This window comes from Salmonella sp. 741265055_HSA (assembly GCF_046569525.1).
In the GTDB taxonomy this organism is placed as follows: Bacteria; Pseudomonadota; Gammaproteobacteria; order Enterobacterales; family Enterobacteriaceae; genus Salmonella; species Salmonella enterica.
In genome coordinates, this window is record NZ_JBKFSQ010000022.1 from 26,386 (window position 1) to 44,379 (window position 17,994).

The 17,994-nt window shown below is 52.5% G+C and carries 14 protein-coding genes and 2 pseudogenes; 4 read left to right on the forward strand and 12 right to left on the reverse strand.

What is annotated here, in order from left to right:
- Positions 1-3: 3 nt before the first annotated feature.
- Positions 4-80, forward strand: a pseudogene (locus ACLD4K_RS13550) (hypothetical protein); the annotation flags it as partial.
- A 76-nt stretch (positions 81-156) separates the two neighbouring features.
- On the opposite strand, the gene yjcO reads toward ACLD4K_RS13550, so the two are convergent.
- The 5 genes and pseudogenes from yjcO to ACLD4K_RS13575 all read right to left on the reverse strand — a co-directional run bounded on the left by yjcO (position 157) and on the right by ACLD4K_RS13575 (position 4,664).
- Positions 157-846: a Sel1 family TPR-like repeat protein YjcO gene (gene yjcO / locus ACLD4K_RS13555; protein ID WP_000771454.1), complete on the reverse strand. Its 690-nt coding sequence runs from the start codon at positions 844-846 to the stop codon at positions 157-159.
- Between the two features lie 176 nt (positions 847-1,022).
- The gene (locus tag ACLD4K_RS13560; RefSeq protein WP_011233236.1) at positions 1,023-3,170 is read right to left on the reverse strand and encodes a formate dehydrogenase H subunit alpha, selenocysteine-containing; all 2,148 of its coding nucleotides are present in this window, start codon (positions 3,168-3,170) and stop codon (positions 1,023-1,025) included.
- A gap of 405 nt (positions 3,171-3,575) precedes the next feature.
- Positions 3,576-3,733: pseudogene (locus ACLD4K_RS13565) on the reverse strand (ribose 1,5-bisphosphokinase); the annotation flags it as partial.
- Positions 3,734-3,765: 32 nt separating this feature from the next.
- Positions 3,766-4,209, reverse strand: coding sequence for a VOC family metalloprotein YjdN (yjdN, locus tag ACLD4K_RS13570; protein WP_001131301.1), 444 nt, complete (start codon positions 4,207-4,209; stop codon positions 3,766-3,768).
- Between the two features lie 119 nt (positions 4,210-4,328).
- A complete protein-coding gene (locus tag ACLD4K_RS13575; RefSeq protein ID WP_000056482.1) occupies positions 4,329-4,664 on the reverse strand; it encodes a zinc ribbon domain-containing protein YjdM in 336 nt (111 codons plus the stop codon).
- 467 nt (positions 4,665-5,131) lie between these two features.
- Here ACLD4K_RS13575 and proP point away from each other — a divergent pair, with 467 nt between their 5' ends.
- Both proP and pmrR read left to right on the forward strand, forming a co-directional pair.
- Positions 5,132-6,634, forward strand: a complete 1,503-nt coding sequence (proP, locus tag ACLD4K_RS13580; RefSeq protein ID WP_000919703.1) for a glycine betaine/L-proline transporter ProP — start codon at positions 5,132-5,134, stop codon at positions 6,632-6,634.
- 69 nt (positions 6,635-6,703) lie between these two features.
- A complete protein-coding gene (gene pmrR / locus ACLD4K_RS13585) occupies positions 6,704-6,793 on the forward strand; it encodes an LpxT activity modulator PmrR (protein ID WP_000844399.1) in 90 nt (29 codons plus the stop codon).
- A gap of 8 nt (positions 6,794-6,801) precedes the next feature.
- On the opposite strand, the gene pmrB is transcribed toward pmrR, so the two are convergent.
- From pmrB to melR, 7 genes are all read right to left on the reverse strand, one after another.
- On the reverse strand, positions 6,802-7,872 hold the full coding sequence (gene pmrB / locus ACLD4K_RS13590; protein ID WP_411012021.1) for a two-component system sensor histidine kinase PmrB: 1,071 nt from the start codon (positions 7,870-7,872) through the stop codon (positions 6,802-6,804).
- 9 nt (positions 7,873-7,881) lie between these two features.
- On the reverse strand, positions 7,882-8,550 hold the full coding sequence (gene pmrA / locus ACLD4K_RS13595; RefSeq protein ID WP_000697899.1) for a two-component system response regulator PmrA: 669 nt from the start codon (positions 8,548-8,550) through the stop codon (positions 7,882-7,884).
- The gene (eptA, locus tag ACLD4K_RS13600) at positions 8,547-10,190 is read right to left on the reverse strand and encodes a phosphoethanolamine transferase EptA (RefSeq protein ID WP_411012007.1); all 1,644 of its coding nucleotides are present in this window, start codon (positions 10,188-10,190) and stop codon (positions 8,547-8,549) included. The genes pmrA and eptA overlap by 4 nt, the downstream gene beginning before the upstream one ends.
- A gap of 133 nt (positions 10,191-10,323) precedes the next feature.
- Positions 10,324-11,661: an arginine/agmatine antiporter gene (gene adiC / locus ACLD4K_RS13605; RefSeq protein WP_411012008.1), complete on the reverse strand. Its 1,338-nt coding sequence runs from the start codon at positions 11,659-11,661 to the stop codon at positions 10,324-10,326.
- Positions 11,662-11,800: 139 nt separating this feature from the next.
- Positions 11,801-12,562, reverse strand: a complete 762-nt coding sequence (locus ACLD4K_RS13610; protein WP_411012009.1) for an AraC family transcriptional regulator — start codon at positions 12,560-12,562, stop codon at positions 11,801-11,803.
- A 297-nt stretch (positions 12,563-12,859) separates the two neighbouring features.
- The gene (gene adiA / locus ACLD4K_RS13615; protein ID WP_183060060.1) at positions 12,860-15,127 is read right to left on the reverse strand and encodes an arginine decarboxylase; all 2,268 of its coding nucleotides are present in this window, start codon (positions 15,125-15,127) and stop codon (positions 12,860-12,862) included.
- Between the two features lie 232 nt (positions 15,128-15,359).
- Positions 15,360-16,292 carry a transcriptional regulator MelR gene (gene melR / locus ACLD4K_RS13620; protein WP_411012010.1) on the reverse strand — a complete coding sequence of 311 codons (933 nt, stop codon included), beginning with the start codon at positions 16,290-16,292 and terminating at the stop codon, positions 15,360-15,362.
- A gap of 268 nt (positions 16,293-16,560) precedes the next feature.
- On the opposite strand from melR, the gene melA reads away from it, so the two are divergent.
- Entirely contained in the window at positions 16,561-17,916 is a 1,356-nt protein-coding gene (melA, locus tag ACLD4K_RS13625) for an alpha-galactosidase (protein ID WP_411012011.1), read from the forward strand.
- The last annotated feature ends 78 nt before the right edge of the window (positions 17,917-17,994 follow it).

The window sequence follows — 17,994 nt, forward strand, 5'->3', positions numbered from 1 at the left end:
GGATTGCCGGGTGGCGCTTTGCTTATCCGGCCTACAGCGAAAGAGAATGTAGGCCGGATAAGGCGTTCACGCCGCCATCCGACAACCTGCTCCGGGTTGCCTGATGGCGCTACGCTTATCAGGCCTACAACGACTACGTTCATCCGGCAATAAACATCAGCCATTTGTTAGCGTTTCGAACTCTTCGCAACCGGTATCAAACCCTTCCAGACAGCTTAGATTCAACCAGTGCAACGCCTTCTGCTTGTTCTTTTCAATAAAGCCCGGTTCACCGTTTAAAAACATCATTCCCGCCCAGTATTCTGAATAGCCGGTACGGGAAATAGCGGAACTGCGTTTGAAATACCAGGCGGCTTTTTCATCATCGGCGGCAATGCCTACGCCGTTGGCGTAAATCAGGCCAAGCAACATTTGCGCATCCACCGCGGAGTCGTTATCCAGATCTTCAGAGGCCTTTTGCAGCAGCGAGATGGCTTTTGGGTAGTCCGGGCGCCCGGCCTGGGTGTTGACCAGGATCCGCGCCAGCGTAATTTCTCCCGCTTTACTGCCTGCGTTAGCCGCCTTTTCAGCCAGCTTTTTCGCGTCGGGATAATCCAGGCTTACCGGATTAGTGATTTTGATTTGCGCCAGTAGCGCGCAGGCGTCGGCGTCGCCACTGTCGGCGGCTTTTTGCGCCCAGTATTCAGCTTTGTTCAAATCGCCATAGCTCAACCAACTGTCGGCCAGAAAATATTGTGCGCGTCTGTCACCTGCCTCTGCTGCCTGCAAATACTGGCTACCCGGCTCAGGATCTGCGGCATGGGCAAAGAATGTCATAAACAACATCAATGCAAGAAGTAGTTTCATTTTGAATTTTATTTAGGGTACGGAAAAGACAGTATAAAGAGATCGTATGGATAAAAAAACAGCCTCCGGGCGGAGGCTGTTATAGGGAAAATGCCTGATGGCGATGCTAATGCATCTTATCAGGCCTACAGTAGACGCAGGCCGAATAAAGCATTCTGATGCCGCCATCCGGCAGATCAACCCATTGCGCTTTCGCGCAGGCGGGTTTTCAGCTTGTTGTACTCATCAATCACATACTGCTCGGCGGCTCGCTGATCGGCGATCGGCTCAACGCGTACGGCGCAGTATTTGTACTCCGGCGTTTTGGTAATCGGGCTGAGGTTTTCAGTCACCAGCTCGTTACAGGCGCCAATCCACCACTGGTAGGTCATGTAAATCGCCCCTTTGTTCGGGCGATCGCTGACCTGCGCGCGGGTGATGATTTTGCCTTTGCGCGAATGAACCCACACCAGCGCTTCATCTTCAATGCCCAGACGCGCGGCGTCGGCGGTATTGATTTGCGCATAGCCCGGTTCATCGGCCAGCGCGGCCAGCGCCGCACAGTTACCGGTCATTGAGCGGCAGGAGTAGTGGCCGACTTCGCGCACCGTCGACAGTACCATCGGGTACTCTTCGGTGAGTTTATCGATAGGCGCTACCCAGTCGCAGGTGAAGAACTGCGCCAGACCGTTGGGGGTATCGAACTTCTCTTTAAAGAGGTACGAGGTTCCCTGATCGGCATCCGACGTGTCGCGGCACGGCCACTGGATATAGCCCAGCTCGCCCATTTTCTCGTAAGTGGCGCCGTAGAAATCCGGGCACAGATGACGCAACTCATCCCAGATCTCCTGGGTGTTGTTGTAGTGCATCGGATAGCCCATCCGGGTGGCGATTTCACTGATAATCTGCCAGTCGGTTTTCAGGTCCCACTTCGGCTCAACGGCTTTAAAGAAGCGCTGGAAGCCACGGTCAGCCGCAGAGAAGACGCCTTCATGCTCGCCCCATGAGGTAGAGGGTAAAATCACATCCGCCGCCGACGCGGTTTTGGTCATGAAGATATCCTGCACGATGACCAGTTCCAGATCCTCAAACGCTTTACGTACCGCAGAGAGCTCCGCATCGGTTTGCAGCGGATCTTCACCCATAATGTACGCCGCGCGCACTTCGCCATGCGCCGCACGGTGCGGCAGCTCGCTGATGCGATAGCCGGTATGCGCAGGCAGACTTTCTACGCCCCAGGCTTTAGCGAACTTCTCGCGGTTTTCCGGGAACTTAACGTACTGGTAGCCCGGATAAGTATCCGGGAGCGCGCCCATATCGCACGCGCCCTGAACGTTGTTCTGGCCGCGAACCGGGTTAACGCCCGCGCTTGGCTTGCCGAGGTTGCCGGTCAGCATCGCGAGGCTGGTCAGTGAACGCACGGTTTCCACACCCTGATAGAACTGAGTGACGCCCATACCCCACAAGATCGCTGCGCTTTTCGCGCTGGCATACATCCGCGCCGCCTGACGAATTTCCTGTGCGCTCACGCCAGTGATCTCTTCGACGGACTCCGGCGTATAGCCTTCGACAATCTTACTGTACTCTTCAAAACCTTCGGTACGGCTGGCGACAAACGCTTTGTCGTACAGGTTTTCTTCAATAATGACATGCCCCATGGCGTTGAGCAGCGCGATATTCGAGCCGTTTTTCAACGCGATATGCATGTCAGCGATGCGCGCGGTTTCAATTTTGCGCGGATCGCAGACGATAATTTTCGCCCCGTTGCGTTTAGCGTTAATCACATGATTCGCCACGATAGGGTGGGAATCCGCCGGGTTATACCCGAAGACGAACACTAAATCAGTGTTATCAATTTCGTTAATCGCATTACTCATTGCGCCGTTACCGACCGATTGGTGCAGACCTGCAACCGATGGGCCGTGTCAGACGCGAGCGCAGCAGTCAACGTTATTGGTACCAATAACGGCGCGTGCGAATTTTTGCATTACATAGTTGGTTTCATTTCCGGTACCGCGAGAGGAGCCGGTTGTCTGGATGGCATCCGGACCGTACTTCGCTTTGATGGCGCTCAAACGTTCAGCGACGTAATTGAGCGCTTCATCCCAGGAAACAGATTCCAGTTTGCCGCCACGCTGGCGACGGATCATTGGGGTTTTCAGGCGCGGGGTCAGGATCTGGGTATCATTAATAAAATCCCAGCCGTAGTAGCCCTTCAGACACAGGGTACCCTGGTTGGTTTTCCCCTGCGCCGCCTCAGCCCGGACGATTTTGCCGTTATCGACCACCAGATTGATTTTGCAACCTGATGCGCAATACGGGCAAACCGTGACGACTTTTTTCATCGGTTTCGCTCCAGTTAATCAAATCGCGCATACGCGCTGTCGCCCTCAGTATGCATGTTTTATGCCACTTTTTTAGTATGGGCATTCCCTGATATTACGGGCGAATTTTGCTCAAAACCCTGACGAAAAACAGGCTATCGTCAGTTTTGACGTGTCGAAAGAAAATGCCGCATGACATTTATTATGGGGAGAAACGCTGAGCGCAGGCCAGATAAGGCGGAGCCGCCATCCGGCAATCTACTCTGCCTGAGGCAATAGGGCATATTCAGCAAGCTCTCAACGAGGCGTACAAAACGGATAACGGGCGCGATTACGATGACGATCGCGATGACGGCTGGCAGCGAACAATCGCTTTTTAAACGGTAGACCGGGTAAGCGCAGCGCCATCTGGCAGTGTGACGGCATTATTCTATGGCAGTTAAACGGCGGATAATGTGCTGTTCGCTCCAGGCGGGTGGCGATGTCAGCGGCATTTTCCCCCCGCGCGCCTGCGTTTGCGGCAGATGTGCGCACGCCCCGTTGACCGATACGTCAAAACCAGCGTGCAGCCAAAGATCAATCTGATGGCAAGGGGGAGGGCGAGCCTCCCGGGGAGTTAGGTGGCAGGCTGATGTTTAACCACGTTAATCATCCACGGCACACCGAAACGATCGCTGACCTTGCCGAAACCCTGCGCCCAGAAGGTTTCCTGCCAGTCCATTTCGATTTGCCCTTGTGCGGCAAGGTTATCAAACCAGCGCTTCCCTTCTGCTACATCCTGGGTATCAAGCACCAGCGTAAAGCCGGAATAATGCGCCGTTCCCGACGCGCTGGCATCACTCATCATGATATCGCTGCCGGCAATGCGCATGTTGGCGTGGGCGATAGCAGTATCGGGAAAGCGCATTCCTGACGGGCAGCCCTCTTCGTTATCCGCCGCCGAGGGGGGCATTTCACCGAAGCTGAGTTTATAAAGCAGTTCTGCGCCTAACGTTTGTTGATAATACGCGATGGCGTCGGCACAGTTGCCGGCAAAAGAGAGATAGGGACTTAACGGCATGATGGTTACCTCAGGTAAGAGATGCTCGTTAAGTGTAGTTCGAAATTGGCACAATATTGTCGGTGGCAGGGCCGCTCAGGCCCGGTAAGCGAGGCGCTACCGGGCAATGATACGGTAAATCAGTTCTTTTTCACGAACTCGGATTTCAGTTTCATCGGGCCAAAACCATCGATTTTGCAGTCGATGTTATGGTCGCCTTCAACCAGACGAATGTTCTTCACTTTGGTGCCGATTTTCAGCATGGAAGAGCTGCCTTTTACTTTCAGATCTTTCACGATGGTGACGCTATCGCCGTCCGCCAGCAGGTTGCCGTTGGCGTCTTTGACAATCAGTTCATCGCTCTCCTGAGCGGGTTCCGCATCGTTCCATTCGTGAGCGCATTCCGGGCAGATGAACATGCCGTTATCTTCGTAGGTATATTCGGAGTTACATTGCGGGCAGTGGGGTAATGACATGTTGGTATCCTCAAAAAGTCAGCGGGGGCAAACGCGCCCAAAAATGGCAGATCGCCGAAAAAGGCCGCAATTATACACAAAATCCTTAGCGTTGTCGGGACTATTGCCGCTTTTATAAATGGGTCTGCGCCACGCCAGTCAGCAATGGTTTACACTCGAATAACCGCTTTTTTACTGTCACCACAGCGCATTAGGGCGTCCTTATTTACACCTTTTGACCGAATTGACATATATGTGTGAAGTTGATCACATATTTAAACCCTGTTAGGGTAAAAAGGTCATTAACTGCCCATTCAGGCGTCAACAGGTTCGGTTGTACAGTCCGTAACCGGACAGTGTAAGTAAACCTGCTACGCTTGTATGAGGGATAGCGTTCGCGCCCCTCCCTCCGCTCGACGACGACGCTGGCGCGGTATGCCAGTGCCCGCCGTATATAGCGCTACAGGGCTTAGCCTATGAGGACAGCTATGCTGAAAAGGAAAAAAATAAAACCGATTACACTGGGCGATGTGACCATCATTGATGATGGTAAACTTCGCAAAGCGATTACCGCCGCCTCGCTGGGCAACGCGATGGAGTGGTTTGATTTTGGTGTTTATGGATTTGTTGCCTACGCGTTGGGTAAAGTCTTTTTCCCCGGCGCCGATCCCAGCGTCCAGATGATTGCCGCGCTGGCCACGTTTTCCGTTCCCTTCCTGATTCGTCCGCTCGGCGGGTTATTCTTTGGTATGCTCGGCGATAAATACGGGCGCCAGAAGATCCTGGCGATCACGATTGTGATTATGTCGATCAGTACCTTCTGTATCGGGTTAATCCCCTCTTACGCGACGATCGGTATCTGGGCGCCAATACTGTTGTTAATATGTAAAATGGCGCAGGGCTTCTCGGTTGGCGGGGAATATACCGGCGCGTCGATCTTTGTCGCGGAATATTCGCCGGATCGTAAACGCGGATTTATGGGAAGCTGGCTGGATTTTGGTTCCATCGCCGGATTCGTGCTGGGCGCGGGCGTGGTGGTCTTAATCTCGACGATTGTCGGCGAGGAGAATTTCCTGGAGTGGGGCTGGCGTATTCCGTTCTTTATCGCCCTGCCATTGGGAATTATTGGTCTCTACTTACGCCATGCGCTGGAGGAGACTCCAGCGTTTCAGCAGCACGTGGATAAACTGGAGCAGGGCGACCGCGAAGGGTTGCAGGATGGGCCGAAAGTCTCCTTTAAAGAGATTGCCACCAAACACTGGCGTAGCCTGTTGTCATGTATCGGTCTGGTGATTGCCACCAACGTGACCTACTACATGCTGCTCACCTACATGCCGAGCTACCTGTCGCATAACCTGCACTATTCTGAAGATCACGGCGTGTTGATTATCATCGCCATTATGATCGGGATGCTGTTTGTGCAGCCGGTGATGGGGCTGCTGAGCGATCGTTTCGGTCGTCGTCCGTTTGTGATTATGGGCAGCATTGCGCTGTTCGCGCTGGCGATCCCGGCCTTCATCCTGATAAACAGTAACGTTATTGGCCTGATTTTTGCCGGTTTGTTGATGCTGGCGGTGATTCTGAACTGCTTTACCGGGGTGATGGCCTCGACATTGCCGGCAATGTTTCCGACGCATATTCGTTACAGCGCGCTGGCGGCGGCTTTTAATATCTCTGTATTAATTGCCGGTCTGACGCCGACGCTGGCAGCCTGGCTGGTGGAAAGCTCGCAGGATCTGATGATGCCGGCGTATTATTTGATGGTCATCGCGGTGATAGGCTTGATTACCGGTATTTCCATGAAGGAAACGGCCAATCGTCCGCTAAAAGGCGCAACGCCAGCGGCGTCGGACATTCAGGAAGCGAAGGAAATTCTGGGCGAGCATTACGATAATATTGAGCAGAAAATCGACGACATCGATCAGGAAATTGCGGAGCTGCAGGTCAAACGTTCGCGTCTGGTACAGCAACATCCGCGCATCGATGAATAAATTTCACGCTTAAGGTTTGCTTAATCTCTCGCGGGCATACTCTCCTCCATACCTTTGGAGGAGAGCGTCATGAAAAGCTATATTTATAAAAGTTTGACGACCCTGTGTAGTGTGCTGATTGTCAGCAGTTTTATCTATGTGTGGGTCACGACGTATTAAATGGCTGTTTAGGCCTTTTTCAACAGCACCCAGGCACGGGTGCCTGTACTTTCCGTACGGTTTTGCAGGAAAAACTGTCCCTGATGTAGTTGAGTGATGCGGCTGACGATACTCAGCCCCAGGCCAATTCCGCCATAACGGCTGTCCATTCGCACGAACGCTTCGCTTAGCTTCCCGCATTTGCTTTCATCAATACCCGGCCCCTCGTCTTCGACCGCCATAATAGCGTCGGGGTCGGCGCTAATGTGGATAGTGATATGGGTTCCTTCAGGGCTATAGCGATGCGCGTTTTCCACCAGATTTCGCAGCAGCATACGCAGTAACGTCGCGTCACCGCGCACCATCACGTCCGCCGCGCTTTCCGGCAGCAACAGAGTTTGCTGGCGCGTTTCCAGCATGGTGTTCAGCTCATCGTAGGAGGGGAGGATCACATCTTCCAGCAGTTTTACTTCCTGATAATTCCCGGAAGAGAATGACTGGCCCACGCGCGCCAGTTGCAGAAGCTGGGAGACGCTATCCATCATCTGGTCAAGACGGGCGATAAGCGGCGCGACATCAACATTGTGGGTTTTTGACAATAATTCCAGATGCAAACGCACCCCCGACAGCGGCGTGCGCAGCTCATGGGCCACATCGGCGGTAAAAAGGCGTTCATTGTCGAGCGTGGTGGTCAAACGCGTAACCAGTTGATTGATTGCCGAGACGACGGATTCAATCTCAAGCGTGGAGCTGTGAATGGCGATCGGCAGCAGATTATCCGCCGTCCGCGCTTCCAGCTCTTTTTGCAGTTCGGCGAGCGGACGGGTAATACGCCGTACCGCCTGGTAGCAAATTAGCAGCGTCAGGCTAACCATAAATACGCCGGGGATGATCAGGCTGGCGACCGCCTCGCGAATTTCGTGCATGATATGGCGATCGTTATTGCGATTATCCCGCAGCGCCTGCTCGAACAATTGGATTTGCTCAGTGCTTTCATGCCATAACCAGAAGGTACTGATTAACTGGAACACCAGCAGAATAAGACCAATTGTCAGCATTAAACGCTGGCGAAGGGTCATCGCTCTTCGCTGAAAACGCATCAGGCTCACTTAGCTTTCCTCAGTGGCAACCAGCATGTAGCCAAACCCGCGAACCGTGCGAATGCGCGACTTGCCGACTTTGTCGCGCAAATTATGTATATGCACTTCCAGAGTGTTGGTCGAGGGTTCGTTATCCCAGTTGTAGATATCGTTATAAAGAATTTCCCGGTGCACCGGACTGCCTGCCTTGAGCATCAACCGTGAGAGCAACGCGTACTCCTTAGGCGTCAGGGTCAGTTCCTGTCCATCCCTCCATGCCTGATGGCGGCCTATATTGAGCGTCAGATTGCCAACCGTCAGTTCACTTTCACCCTGATTATTATGGCGGCGCAGCAGCGCGCGGATGCGGGCGTGCAATTCCTCCAGGGCGAAGGGTTTAACCAGATAATCATCTGCGCCGACATCCAGCCCGGTAATGCGGTCATTGAGCGTATCGCGGGCGGTCAGAATGAGTACCGGCAGGGTGTATTTTTTCTGTCGGATTCGCGTCAGGAAATGCAGGCCATCCTCATCAGGCAGCCCTAAATCCAGCACCATCAGACTGTAATGACCAGACTCCAGACTATGCTCGGCGGCACGCGCTGTCGAAACGCCATCACACGCATAGCCTTCGGTTTGCGCGGCGAGTATTAACCCCTGTAATAATAGCGTGTCGTCTTCAACAATCAGTATCTTCATTCGCTTAGTCTCCTGCACGGTTGCAGAATATCATCTGCGGCCTGGTAATACGTCGTTTGTACGCCGGTTAATCCCAGCATGGTTGAGAAAAGATTGTCCTGTGAATAATCCAGCGTGCTCGCCCGTTTTTGCAGGCAGGCCTGATCCACCTGATAACGCTGTTGATAATCTTTAGAAAGCCAAATGAGCATCGGGACATGTTTTTGCGTATCCGGCGCAATGGAATACGGCAGACCGTGTAAATAAACGCCATTTTCACCCAATGATTCGCCGTGATCGGAAAGATAGACCAGGCTGGTGGTGAATTTATCCTGATGAGATTTCAGCAGGTTAATGGCTTTATCTACAATATAGTCCACGTACAGCACGGTATTATCATAGGTGTTGATCAACTGCTGTTGGGAACAGTTCTGAATTTCGTTAGTGTCACAGGTTGGGGTAAATTTTTTAAACTGCGGTGGATAACGGTTGTAATAGGTTGGGCCGTGGCTGCCGATGGTATGTAATACAATAACGCCATCGCCTTTCAAATGGTCGATATAGTCTTCCAGACCGTGAAATAACACTTCATCATAGCACTCGCCGTCGATACATTGTCCGGGCAGGTTTAGCTCGGTGACATTTTGATGCGGAACGCGATCGCATGCGCCTTTACAGCCGCCGTCATTATCATTCCACAGTACGTTAATCCCCGCGCGCTGGATAATATCCAGTAGCCCTTCCTGGTGATGCGCCAGCTCTTCGTCATAATGTTTGCGCGGCATATCAGAAAACATGCAGGGAACAGAGATCGCGGTCGCCGTACCGCAAGAGGTGGTATGCGGGAAGTAGATCACATCGTCTTTTGCCAGCCGCGGATTGGTGTCGCGCGGATAGCCGCCAGGAGAGAAATCATCGCCGCGCGAGGTTTCGCCAACGATGAGAATCGTCAGGTTTTTGCGATCGCCTTTCAGCATTAATGGATTGCGATGGGCATCCTCGCCAATGCGTACCAGCGGCAAATTCGCCAGCCGTTGATGCGAATACCATGACCAACTGGCGACAATACTGTTCGATGGGCTTAACGCTTTGATCAACTGTTTATTATTTCGAAATAGCGAGGCGTAATCTTTATAGAAAAAGGCGGCGACCAGAATAACTAATAAAATAGAGATCAGGACGCTGGCCAGGCGGTAAAGCCCGCTACGTAAGCGCGGCGTCGCCGGGCGGATTTTGACCCAGAAGGCAATTACGGCTGCCAGAACGCCGCTTAATCCCAGCGTCAGCACCATTTGCGGCGTCATCAGCGCAAAGGTTTCCGCGGGCGTGGTATCCATCATATTGGCGATCATGGAGTGATCGATGATGATGCCGTAAGTCAAAATAAAATACTGCGCGGCAGCGCCGACCAGAATAAAAACGCAGGCCAGCAGTCGGTTTAGCCAAATAAATGAGGCCAGCGTCAGCACACTATTGACCACGCTAAACGCGACGACCGGCATGGAAATAAACACCAGTACATTGCGCAGCGAGTTTAACGGTAGGTCTTGTAGTACCTGCTTGTAGAACGCAATGTTCAGGCAGACGGCAATATAAAAGGAAAAAAGCAGAAGCCAGGCGATTTGCCCAAGAACAGGTCTTTTAAGAAAGCGCTTTAACATGTTGATGCGTCCATCGATTCGGTGACGCTAATCGTGACAAAGTAAAATTAAGTGAACCTTAAGAACTTAATGTTGGTGGTGGCCGGATAACCTGCGCTATCCGGCCTGTTGCGATAACATTAACTACACGTGGTCAATCCTGTTTAACCGGCGCATCCAGCGGATACGGGTTTTTATGAATGCGGTTGTAGTTCAACGCATACAGCGCGGTGATCACCATCAACGTGACGAACGACCACATCACTTCTTTGGCGCCGGAACCGATGACCGCCCAGATGCAATACACAAACGCGACGAAGGTAATCAGCAGATACAGCGGGCGCGCTTTACCAAAGTGACCGTGGCCCAACAGCAACAGCGCGGCACAGGTGTAAAGATAAGGCACCAGGGTGAAGATAACCGACACGGAGGAGACCAGACCAAACTCTTTCGCGGCGTTCGGCGACATACTGCTGAACTGGAAGATAGTCATCAGCACGCCGACGATAAGCAACCCAGCCACTGGCGTACCGGCTTTATTAACCCGCGCGAAGATTGGCGGGAAGAGACCATCGTCCGCCGCCGCTTTTGCGGTTTGACCGGCAAGCAGCGTCCAACCGCCGAGAGAGCCCAGGCACCCCGCTGCCGCACAGAAGGAAACAATAGCCCCTGCGGTATTGCCCAGCGCCATACGCGCCGCGTCACCGAAAGGCGATGCCGATACACGCAGCGCCGCGTTGGGGATCATCCCCATAATCGCCGTTGTGGAGAGTACATAGCAGACGGCGGCGATCAGTACCCCGCCGATGGTGGCGATAGGCACGTTGCGTTTCGGGTTTTTGACCACACCGGCCGCAACGGAGGCGCTTTCTACCCCGATGAATGACCATAACGTGACGTTCAACGTGCTTTGAATTGCGCCGAAGGTATTCATGCCGCTCACGTTCCAGGCCGCCATATAGGTTTCGCCTTTAAACCAGAACCAGCCGAAGACCGCAATCCCTACGATAGGCACCAGCGCCAGTACGGTAGCGACGGCCTGTACGCGGGTAATCATTTTTGGCCCGACGATGTTCAGCAGAACAAAAATCCACAGCACCGCGACGCAGGTAAGCGTTAATACCAGCGGATCTTTCAGAATCGGGAAGAAATAGCTCAGATAGCCGACGCCGATAACGACCATCGCGATATTACCGATCCAGCATGCCAGCCAGTACAGCACGTTCGTTTGATAGCCCAAAAACGGCCCGAAGCAGCGGCGTGCGTAGGCATAGGAACCGCCGGGACTGGGATCTAAGGACGACATTTTGGCATAAACCATCGACAGCGCCAGGGCGCCGATGATAGTGACCAGCCATCCGTAGATTGCAATCCCGCCAGTGGCCGCCAGATTGGCAGGGAGTAAGAATACCCCTGAACCCATAATATTCCCCGATACCATTAAGGTGACGGGGATTAGGCTCACTTTGTGAGCATCAGCATCCGAAGACATAATTTGGACTCCTGAAAAGGTGACTTCGTTACGATAAATTACGTCGTATCATACCCCCTCAGAATGCCGCTGAATTATATCGGAGACGGCTTATCGCCAATGCTGATATTATCGTGTCTTATCGTTGAGTGTAGAAAAATTAGGCAGCCGATCGTTCCCGATGTTGGCTAACATAATGCAGGGGGGTCATACCATAAAACTCTTTAAACACGGAAATAAAGTACGACGTGCTGTTATACCCACAAAGCTGTGAGACTTGAGAGATATTCTTCCCGTCCATTAATAATTGGTTTACGGCATAACGCATTCGGCAGGTCGTGATTATTTGGCTATAACTGGTACTCTCGTTTTTGAGCTTTTTCTTTAACAAACTTGGACTCAGGCACAGGCAGCTGGCAACGGCGCTCAGATTCCAGTCTTTATGAATATCGCTCTGAATGATGTGGTAAACGCTGTCACTGATGCGGCTGCGCAGCATGTGCATTAACAAAGAAATAAATTTTTTGTGGTCAAGAAAGCGGGATAAAACGGTGAAAAGGAGCGCACGGGTACGTTCAATAACAATTTCATCCAGTGTTTCCATCGCGCTGTAGCGGGCGGCAACCCTGAAGATGTCCGGCGTCAGACAGGTGGCGGTCAATAAGGGATCGGCGTTGCGTTGCCAGACGGGAAGATGTGAGAGATCTTTATTCAGGAATTGTAAATAGTCTTTAATATTATTGCGACTCACTTGTATTACTAGCACGCTATTTAATGATGAAATGTCAATAACGTTATTTTCACAAGCCAGAATGGCCATATGATTCGCTTTTAAACTGATTGGCTCCTTACCATTTACTCGTAACCATGTGTCTTTTTCGGTTAATAACACTATGCAAGGTTCGTTGCTGCAAATCCTCATACCCGAACTCCTGGAATATGAACATAAAATACCGGATCTCGCCAAACAGGAGAGATAACGGGGACTGAATCAATTGTGTGATGAATTGAACCTGCACTAAAATAACTTTCCTGAATAATATTACAACATTTGTACGATGAATTAGGGTGTACAAAAAGTTGTACGCGAGTGGAAACTTGTCATTTTTGTATAAAAAAAGCGCGGGATGGGGCCCGCGCAAAAAGGTATGACAGTATTATTGTTTTGCAGCAATACTCAGGGAATACATGCCATCCTCAAAAAAAAGACTCTTTGTGATTAGGCTTTCACGCACATAACGTGATATACGCCATCTTTAATTTCCGTGCCTTCGGTTTCATGCTCAAAGCCAGGGAAGTGATGATCCCAGGATTGCAGTGAGCGTAAGTAACCCACCTGCGGACTGTTTTCATCGCCAAAGTTTTCGCCGGAGAGCAGCATCGGGATTCCTGGCGGGTAAGGAATAACGGAGTTCGCCGCAATGCGACCCGGTAGATTTTCAATCGCCACCATTTCAATATTGTCGTTCACGATCGCGTTGTAGGCGTCGCGCGGGGTAATCTCCGCGACCGGCAGGGTGGAATAGGCGGCGTTGAGACGGGCGCCAGGGTTATTTTCACGTAGCCAGGCAAACATTTTATCGCCCAGGTCATGAATACCCATGTTCGCGTAAGTGTCAGGATAATCCTGCACCAGTTCCGGCATCACCTGCGCCAGCGGCGTATTCGCGTCGTAATGATGTTTGAAGGAACACAGCGTGTTGATCAGCGTTCCCCATTTCCCGCGAGTGACCCCCATAGAGAACAGGAACATAATCTGAAAGTCGGTGGTGCGGGTCGGCACGATACCGTGGCGGCCAAGCCATGCTGTGACCAGCGCAGCAGGTACGCCGGATGCTTCCAGTTCGCCATCGTCGCCCATACCCGGCGCCAGGATACTGACTTTAATCGGGTCCAGCATACTCCAGTTATCCGGCAGGTCTTTAAAGCCGTGCCAGGTTTCTCCGGGGCGCATGACCCAGCAGTTCTGGTCGGTGGCCAGCAGTTTTGCCGGCGCGTCGGCGAAGTCATATGTTTTACCGGTTTGTGGATCGGTGACGACGTCTTTATTCCACGGTTTAAAGAACCAGTCGCCTTCATCGGTAAACTCTTTATAAAGACGCGCCATCGCCTGACGGAAATCAACCGCTTCGTCAATCACCTCTTGAGTCAGGGACAGGCCGCTGTTACCGTCCATCATCGATACCGCCACATCGTTGGATGCGCAGATGGCATATAACGGAGAGGTGGTGGCATGCATCATATATGCCTGGTTGAAGCGGGAGAAATTCACCGCGCCACGGCCTTCACGGACGTGAATGTAGGAAGCTTGTGAAAGCGCATTCAGTAATTTGTGCGTGGAGTGGGTGGCAAACACGGTCGGACCGTTATGGTCGCCTGGCTCACCGCGCATCGCGTAGTGATCGCAATAAATCGGGTTGAAGCGCGCATAGCCGTACCATGCTTCGTCGAAGTGAATGCGATCGCTGGTTTTTGCCAGCAGATCCTGCGCCTCTTTGGCGTTATAGCATACGCCGTCATAGGTACAGTTGGTCACCACGCTGTAAGACGGTTTCTGTCCGGCTTTGGTTTTGGTCAGCGGGCTGGCGCTGATTTTTTTCTGCAAGGTTTCAGGCTGCATTTCCTGCGGGTAGATTGGCCCGATAATGCCGTAACGGTTACGGCTTGGCACCATATATACCGGTTTGGCCCCGGTGAGGATCAGCCCCTGCTCGATGGATTTATGGCAGTTACGATCCAGTACAACGACATCATTATCCGTCATACAGGCCTGCATAATAGTACGGTTAGAACCGGAGGTTCCGACAACCACGGACCAGGAGCGGTCAGCACCGAATACGCGGGCGGCGTTTTTCTCGCTTTCGCCAAACGCGCCGGTATGGTCGAGGAGTGAACCGAGCGTGGTACGCTCAATCCCCATATCGCTGCGGAACAGGTTTTCGCCATAATAATCGTGATAAAAGCGACCGGCAGGCGTTTTAGTGAAACCGACGCCGCCCTGGTGCCCCGGTGCCGCCCATGAATATTCATGAATGTCGCTGTATTTCATCAACGCGTTAAACAGCGGCGGTAACAGTTGCTGGCGATACCGGGTCATGGCGGCAACGGCGCGTCCGGCGATAAAGTCAGCGGTGTCTTCCAGAATCCAGGCGAATTCATCGACAAGCTCCAGCAGGTCGCGGTCCAGCGATGCCGTCGCTTTTTCCCTGTCGCCTAACAGGAAAACGGGCACGTTTTGCTGACGCTCGTGAAGCTTACCGATCAATTGCCTGACGCTCAGGTGCTCATCCGGTTGTTCCATTTGGTAGCTAAACATCAGACAGTCAATGGCTTCGTTCGCGGACAAGATGGCATAGCCGTCATCGAAGGATGTCGATTTAATGACGGTAACATTTTGTTGGCTCAAGGCATCCGCCAGACGCTCAACCGCGTTGCCAACCCAGGTGTCCTGATGCAGAAACTCACTTTCAACAATTAATACTTTCATCATCTTTTACCCGGTTATGGAGGCCGTGCAATTTACACCTTGCCGGCCCGCCGTATGAATGTGACGTGGGCAAGTATTACCCCGTCAAATAGGGGGTGTAAAGTGATGGAATAATGGTCAATTATTGATATTATGTTTTAATAAACAATGAGTTAATTATTGATATCGAGCGATTTTACCTGCCGTTTATCGACAGGTGAATTATTTTTTTGGCTGATAGTGGTATCCGGCTTTAGCCGGGCATCGTCTGGCGTCGTTGCTGGCTTAGCTTGCGGTATTGTTGCGGCGACATGCCGACAAATTTGCTGAAAGTACTGTAAAAACGGCTGCTGGATCGGAACCCGGCAGTCAGAGCGACATCGAGGATCGTTTTGTCAGTATCGCTCAATAAGGCACGTACGTGATTGATGCGCATCGCCGTGATGTACTGCTTCATCGTCAATTGCATAACCCGCTGGAATATTCCCATCGCGTAATTAGCATTGAGTTTGACATGCTCCGCGACGTCGTTAATGGTGAGTGCCTGATCGTAGTTATCGGCAATAAATCCCAGCATCTGGCTTACGTAAAACTGCGCATGGCGTGAGACGCTATTCTTGTGGGTGCGTGATGTTTTATTGAGCAAAATGGGTTGCCAGCCGGAAAGGCTAAAGCGTTTAAGCATCAGGCCGATTTCATCGATCGCCAACTGGCGAATTTGCTCATTCGGGCTGCTTGTTTCCTGCTGCCAGCGCAACACTTCAAAGGTGCTAAGCTGCTGGGTCGCCAGTGATTTAACCACCATCCCGTGCGTGACATGGTTGATAAGATCGCGATCCAGCGGCCAGGAGAGAAACAGGTGCATCGGCAAACTGAAAATCGCCATCTGGCGGCAGTTGCCGGGGCGGGTAAGCTGGTGTGGCGTACAGGCCCAAAACAGGGTGATATGCCCCTGCTTTATCTGCACGACTTCATTGTTGATTAAATACTCCACATCGCCGTCAAACGGAACATTCACTTCTACTTGCCCATGCCAGTGACTGCTGGCCATTCTGTGCGGCGGCCTCAGTTCAACGTCCAGTCGTTGATATTCGGAATAGAGCGACAGCGGGCTACGGGTTTGCTTTTCATCGCCGTTGCACATGTGCGGGTCGGGCGGGAGGAGGGGTATTGCTTGCGTACTCATCGTCACTCCATTTCCTGAATTATCAGAATTATGCGTCTTTAGCCGGGAGGAAACCGGGAGTCCGGACACAGAATCCGTCGATATTGTAGAGCGTAGCCTGACTTTCAGGCCGAATACTCTTCTTTTTACGCCATTTTGTCCCAAAAACTCAGATCTCCCGCGCGTCAGCATACGATCTGAGTTTTCGGGAATGCTCATCGGGGAAGACGGAGGTTTTCACCGGGAACGCGTGCCACCATGAAGATGTTCACTACTGTTCTGGAGAGTCATGATGACGGCACCCAAAATTACCTTTATCGGCGCAGGTTCTACGATTTTCGTTAAAAATATCCTCGGCGATGTGTTTCACCGCGAGGCGCTAAAATCAGCGCATGTCGCCCTGATGGATATTGACGAAACCCGGCTGGAAGAGTCGCACATTGTGGTACGGAAACTGATGGACTCAGCGGGCGCTTCTGGCCGGATTACCTGCCATACCCACCAGAAAGCGGCGCTACAGGATGCGGATTTCGTGGTGGTCGCCTTTCAGATTGGCGGCTATGAACCCTGCACCGTGACCGATTTTGAGGTTTGTAAGCATCATGGCCTGGAACAGACGATCGCCGATACGCTGGGGCCGGGCGGCATTATGCGCGCGCTGCGGACTATCCCGCATCTGTGGCGGATTTGCGAAGACATGACGGAAGTCTGTCCGAAAGCCACCATGCTCAATTACGTCAACCCGATGGCGATGAATACCTGGGCGATGTATGCCCGCTATCCGCATATCAAACAGGTCGGCCTGTGCCACTCGGTACAGGGAACGGCGGAAGAACTGGCGCGCGACCTGAATATCGATCCCGCCTCGCTGCGCTACCGCTGCGCCGGCATTAACCACATGGCGTTTTACCTGGAACTGGAGCGCAAAACGGCTGACGGGACTTATGTCGATCTCTATCCTGAATTGCTGGCGGCCTATGACGCCGGACAGGCGCCGAAGCCCAATATTCACGGCAATGAACGCTGCCAGAACATTGTGCGCTATGAGATGTTCAAAAAGTTGGGCTACTTCGTCACCGAATCATCAGAGCATTTTGCCGAGTACACGCCGTGGTTTATTAAACCGGGACGCGAGGATCTGATTGCGCGCTACAAGGTGCCGCTGGATGAATATCCGAAACGCTGTGTAGAACAACTGGCGAACTGGCATAAAGAGCTGGAGGAGTATAAAACCGCCGAGCGTATCGACATCAAACCGTCCCGCGAGTACGCCAGCACCATTATGAACGCTCTGTGGACCGGCGAGCCGAGCGTGATTTACGGCAATGTGCGTAATGAGGGGCTGATTGATAACCTGCCGCAGGGAAGCTGCGTGGAAGTGGCTTGTCTGGTGGATGCCAACGGCATCCAGCCGACGAAGGTGGGGACGATCCCTTCTCATCTGGCGGCGATGATGCAGACCAACATCAACGTGCAAACGCTGTTGACCGAAGCCATCCTCACGGAAAACCGCGATCGCGTGTATCACGCGGCGATGATGGACCCTCATACCGCGGCGGTGCTGGGTATCGAAGAAATCTATGCGTTGGTTGACGATCTGATCGCCGCGCATGGCGACTGGCTTCCGGCCTGGTTACGCCGTTAATCTCCAGCCGCGCTGGATGGCAGATCCGGCACCATCATGGGCTTGATTGTCAATGCCACGTAGCGTGAAAGCGTAGCG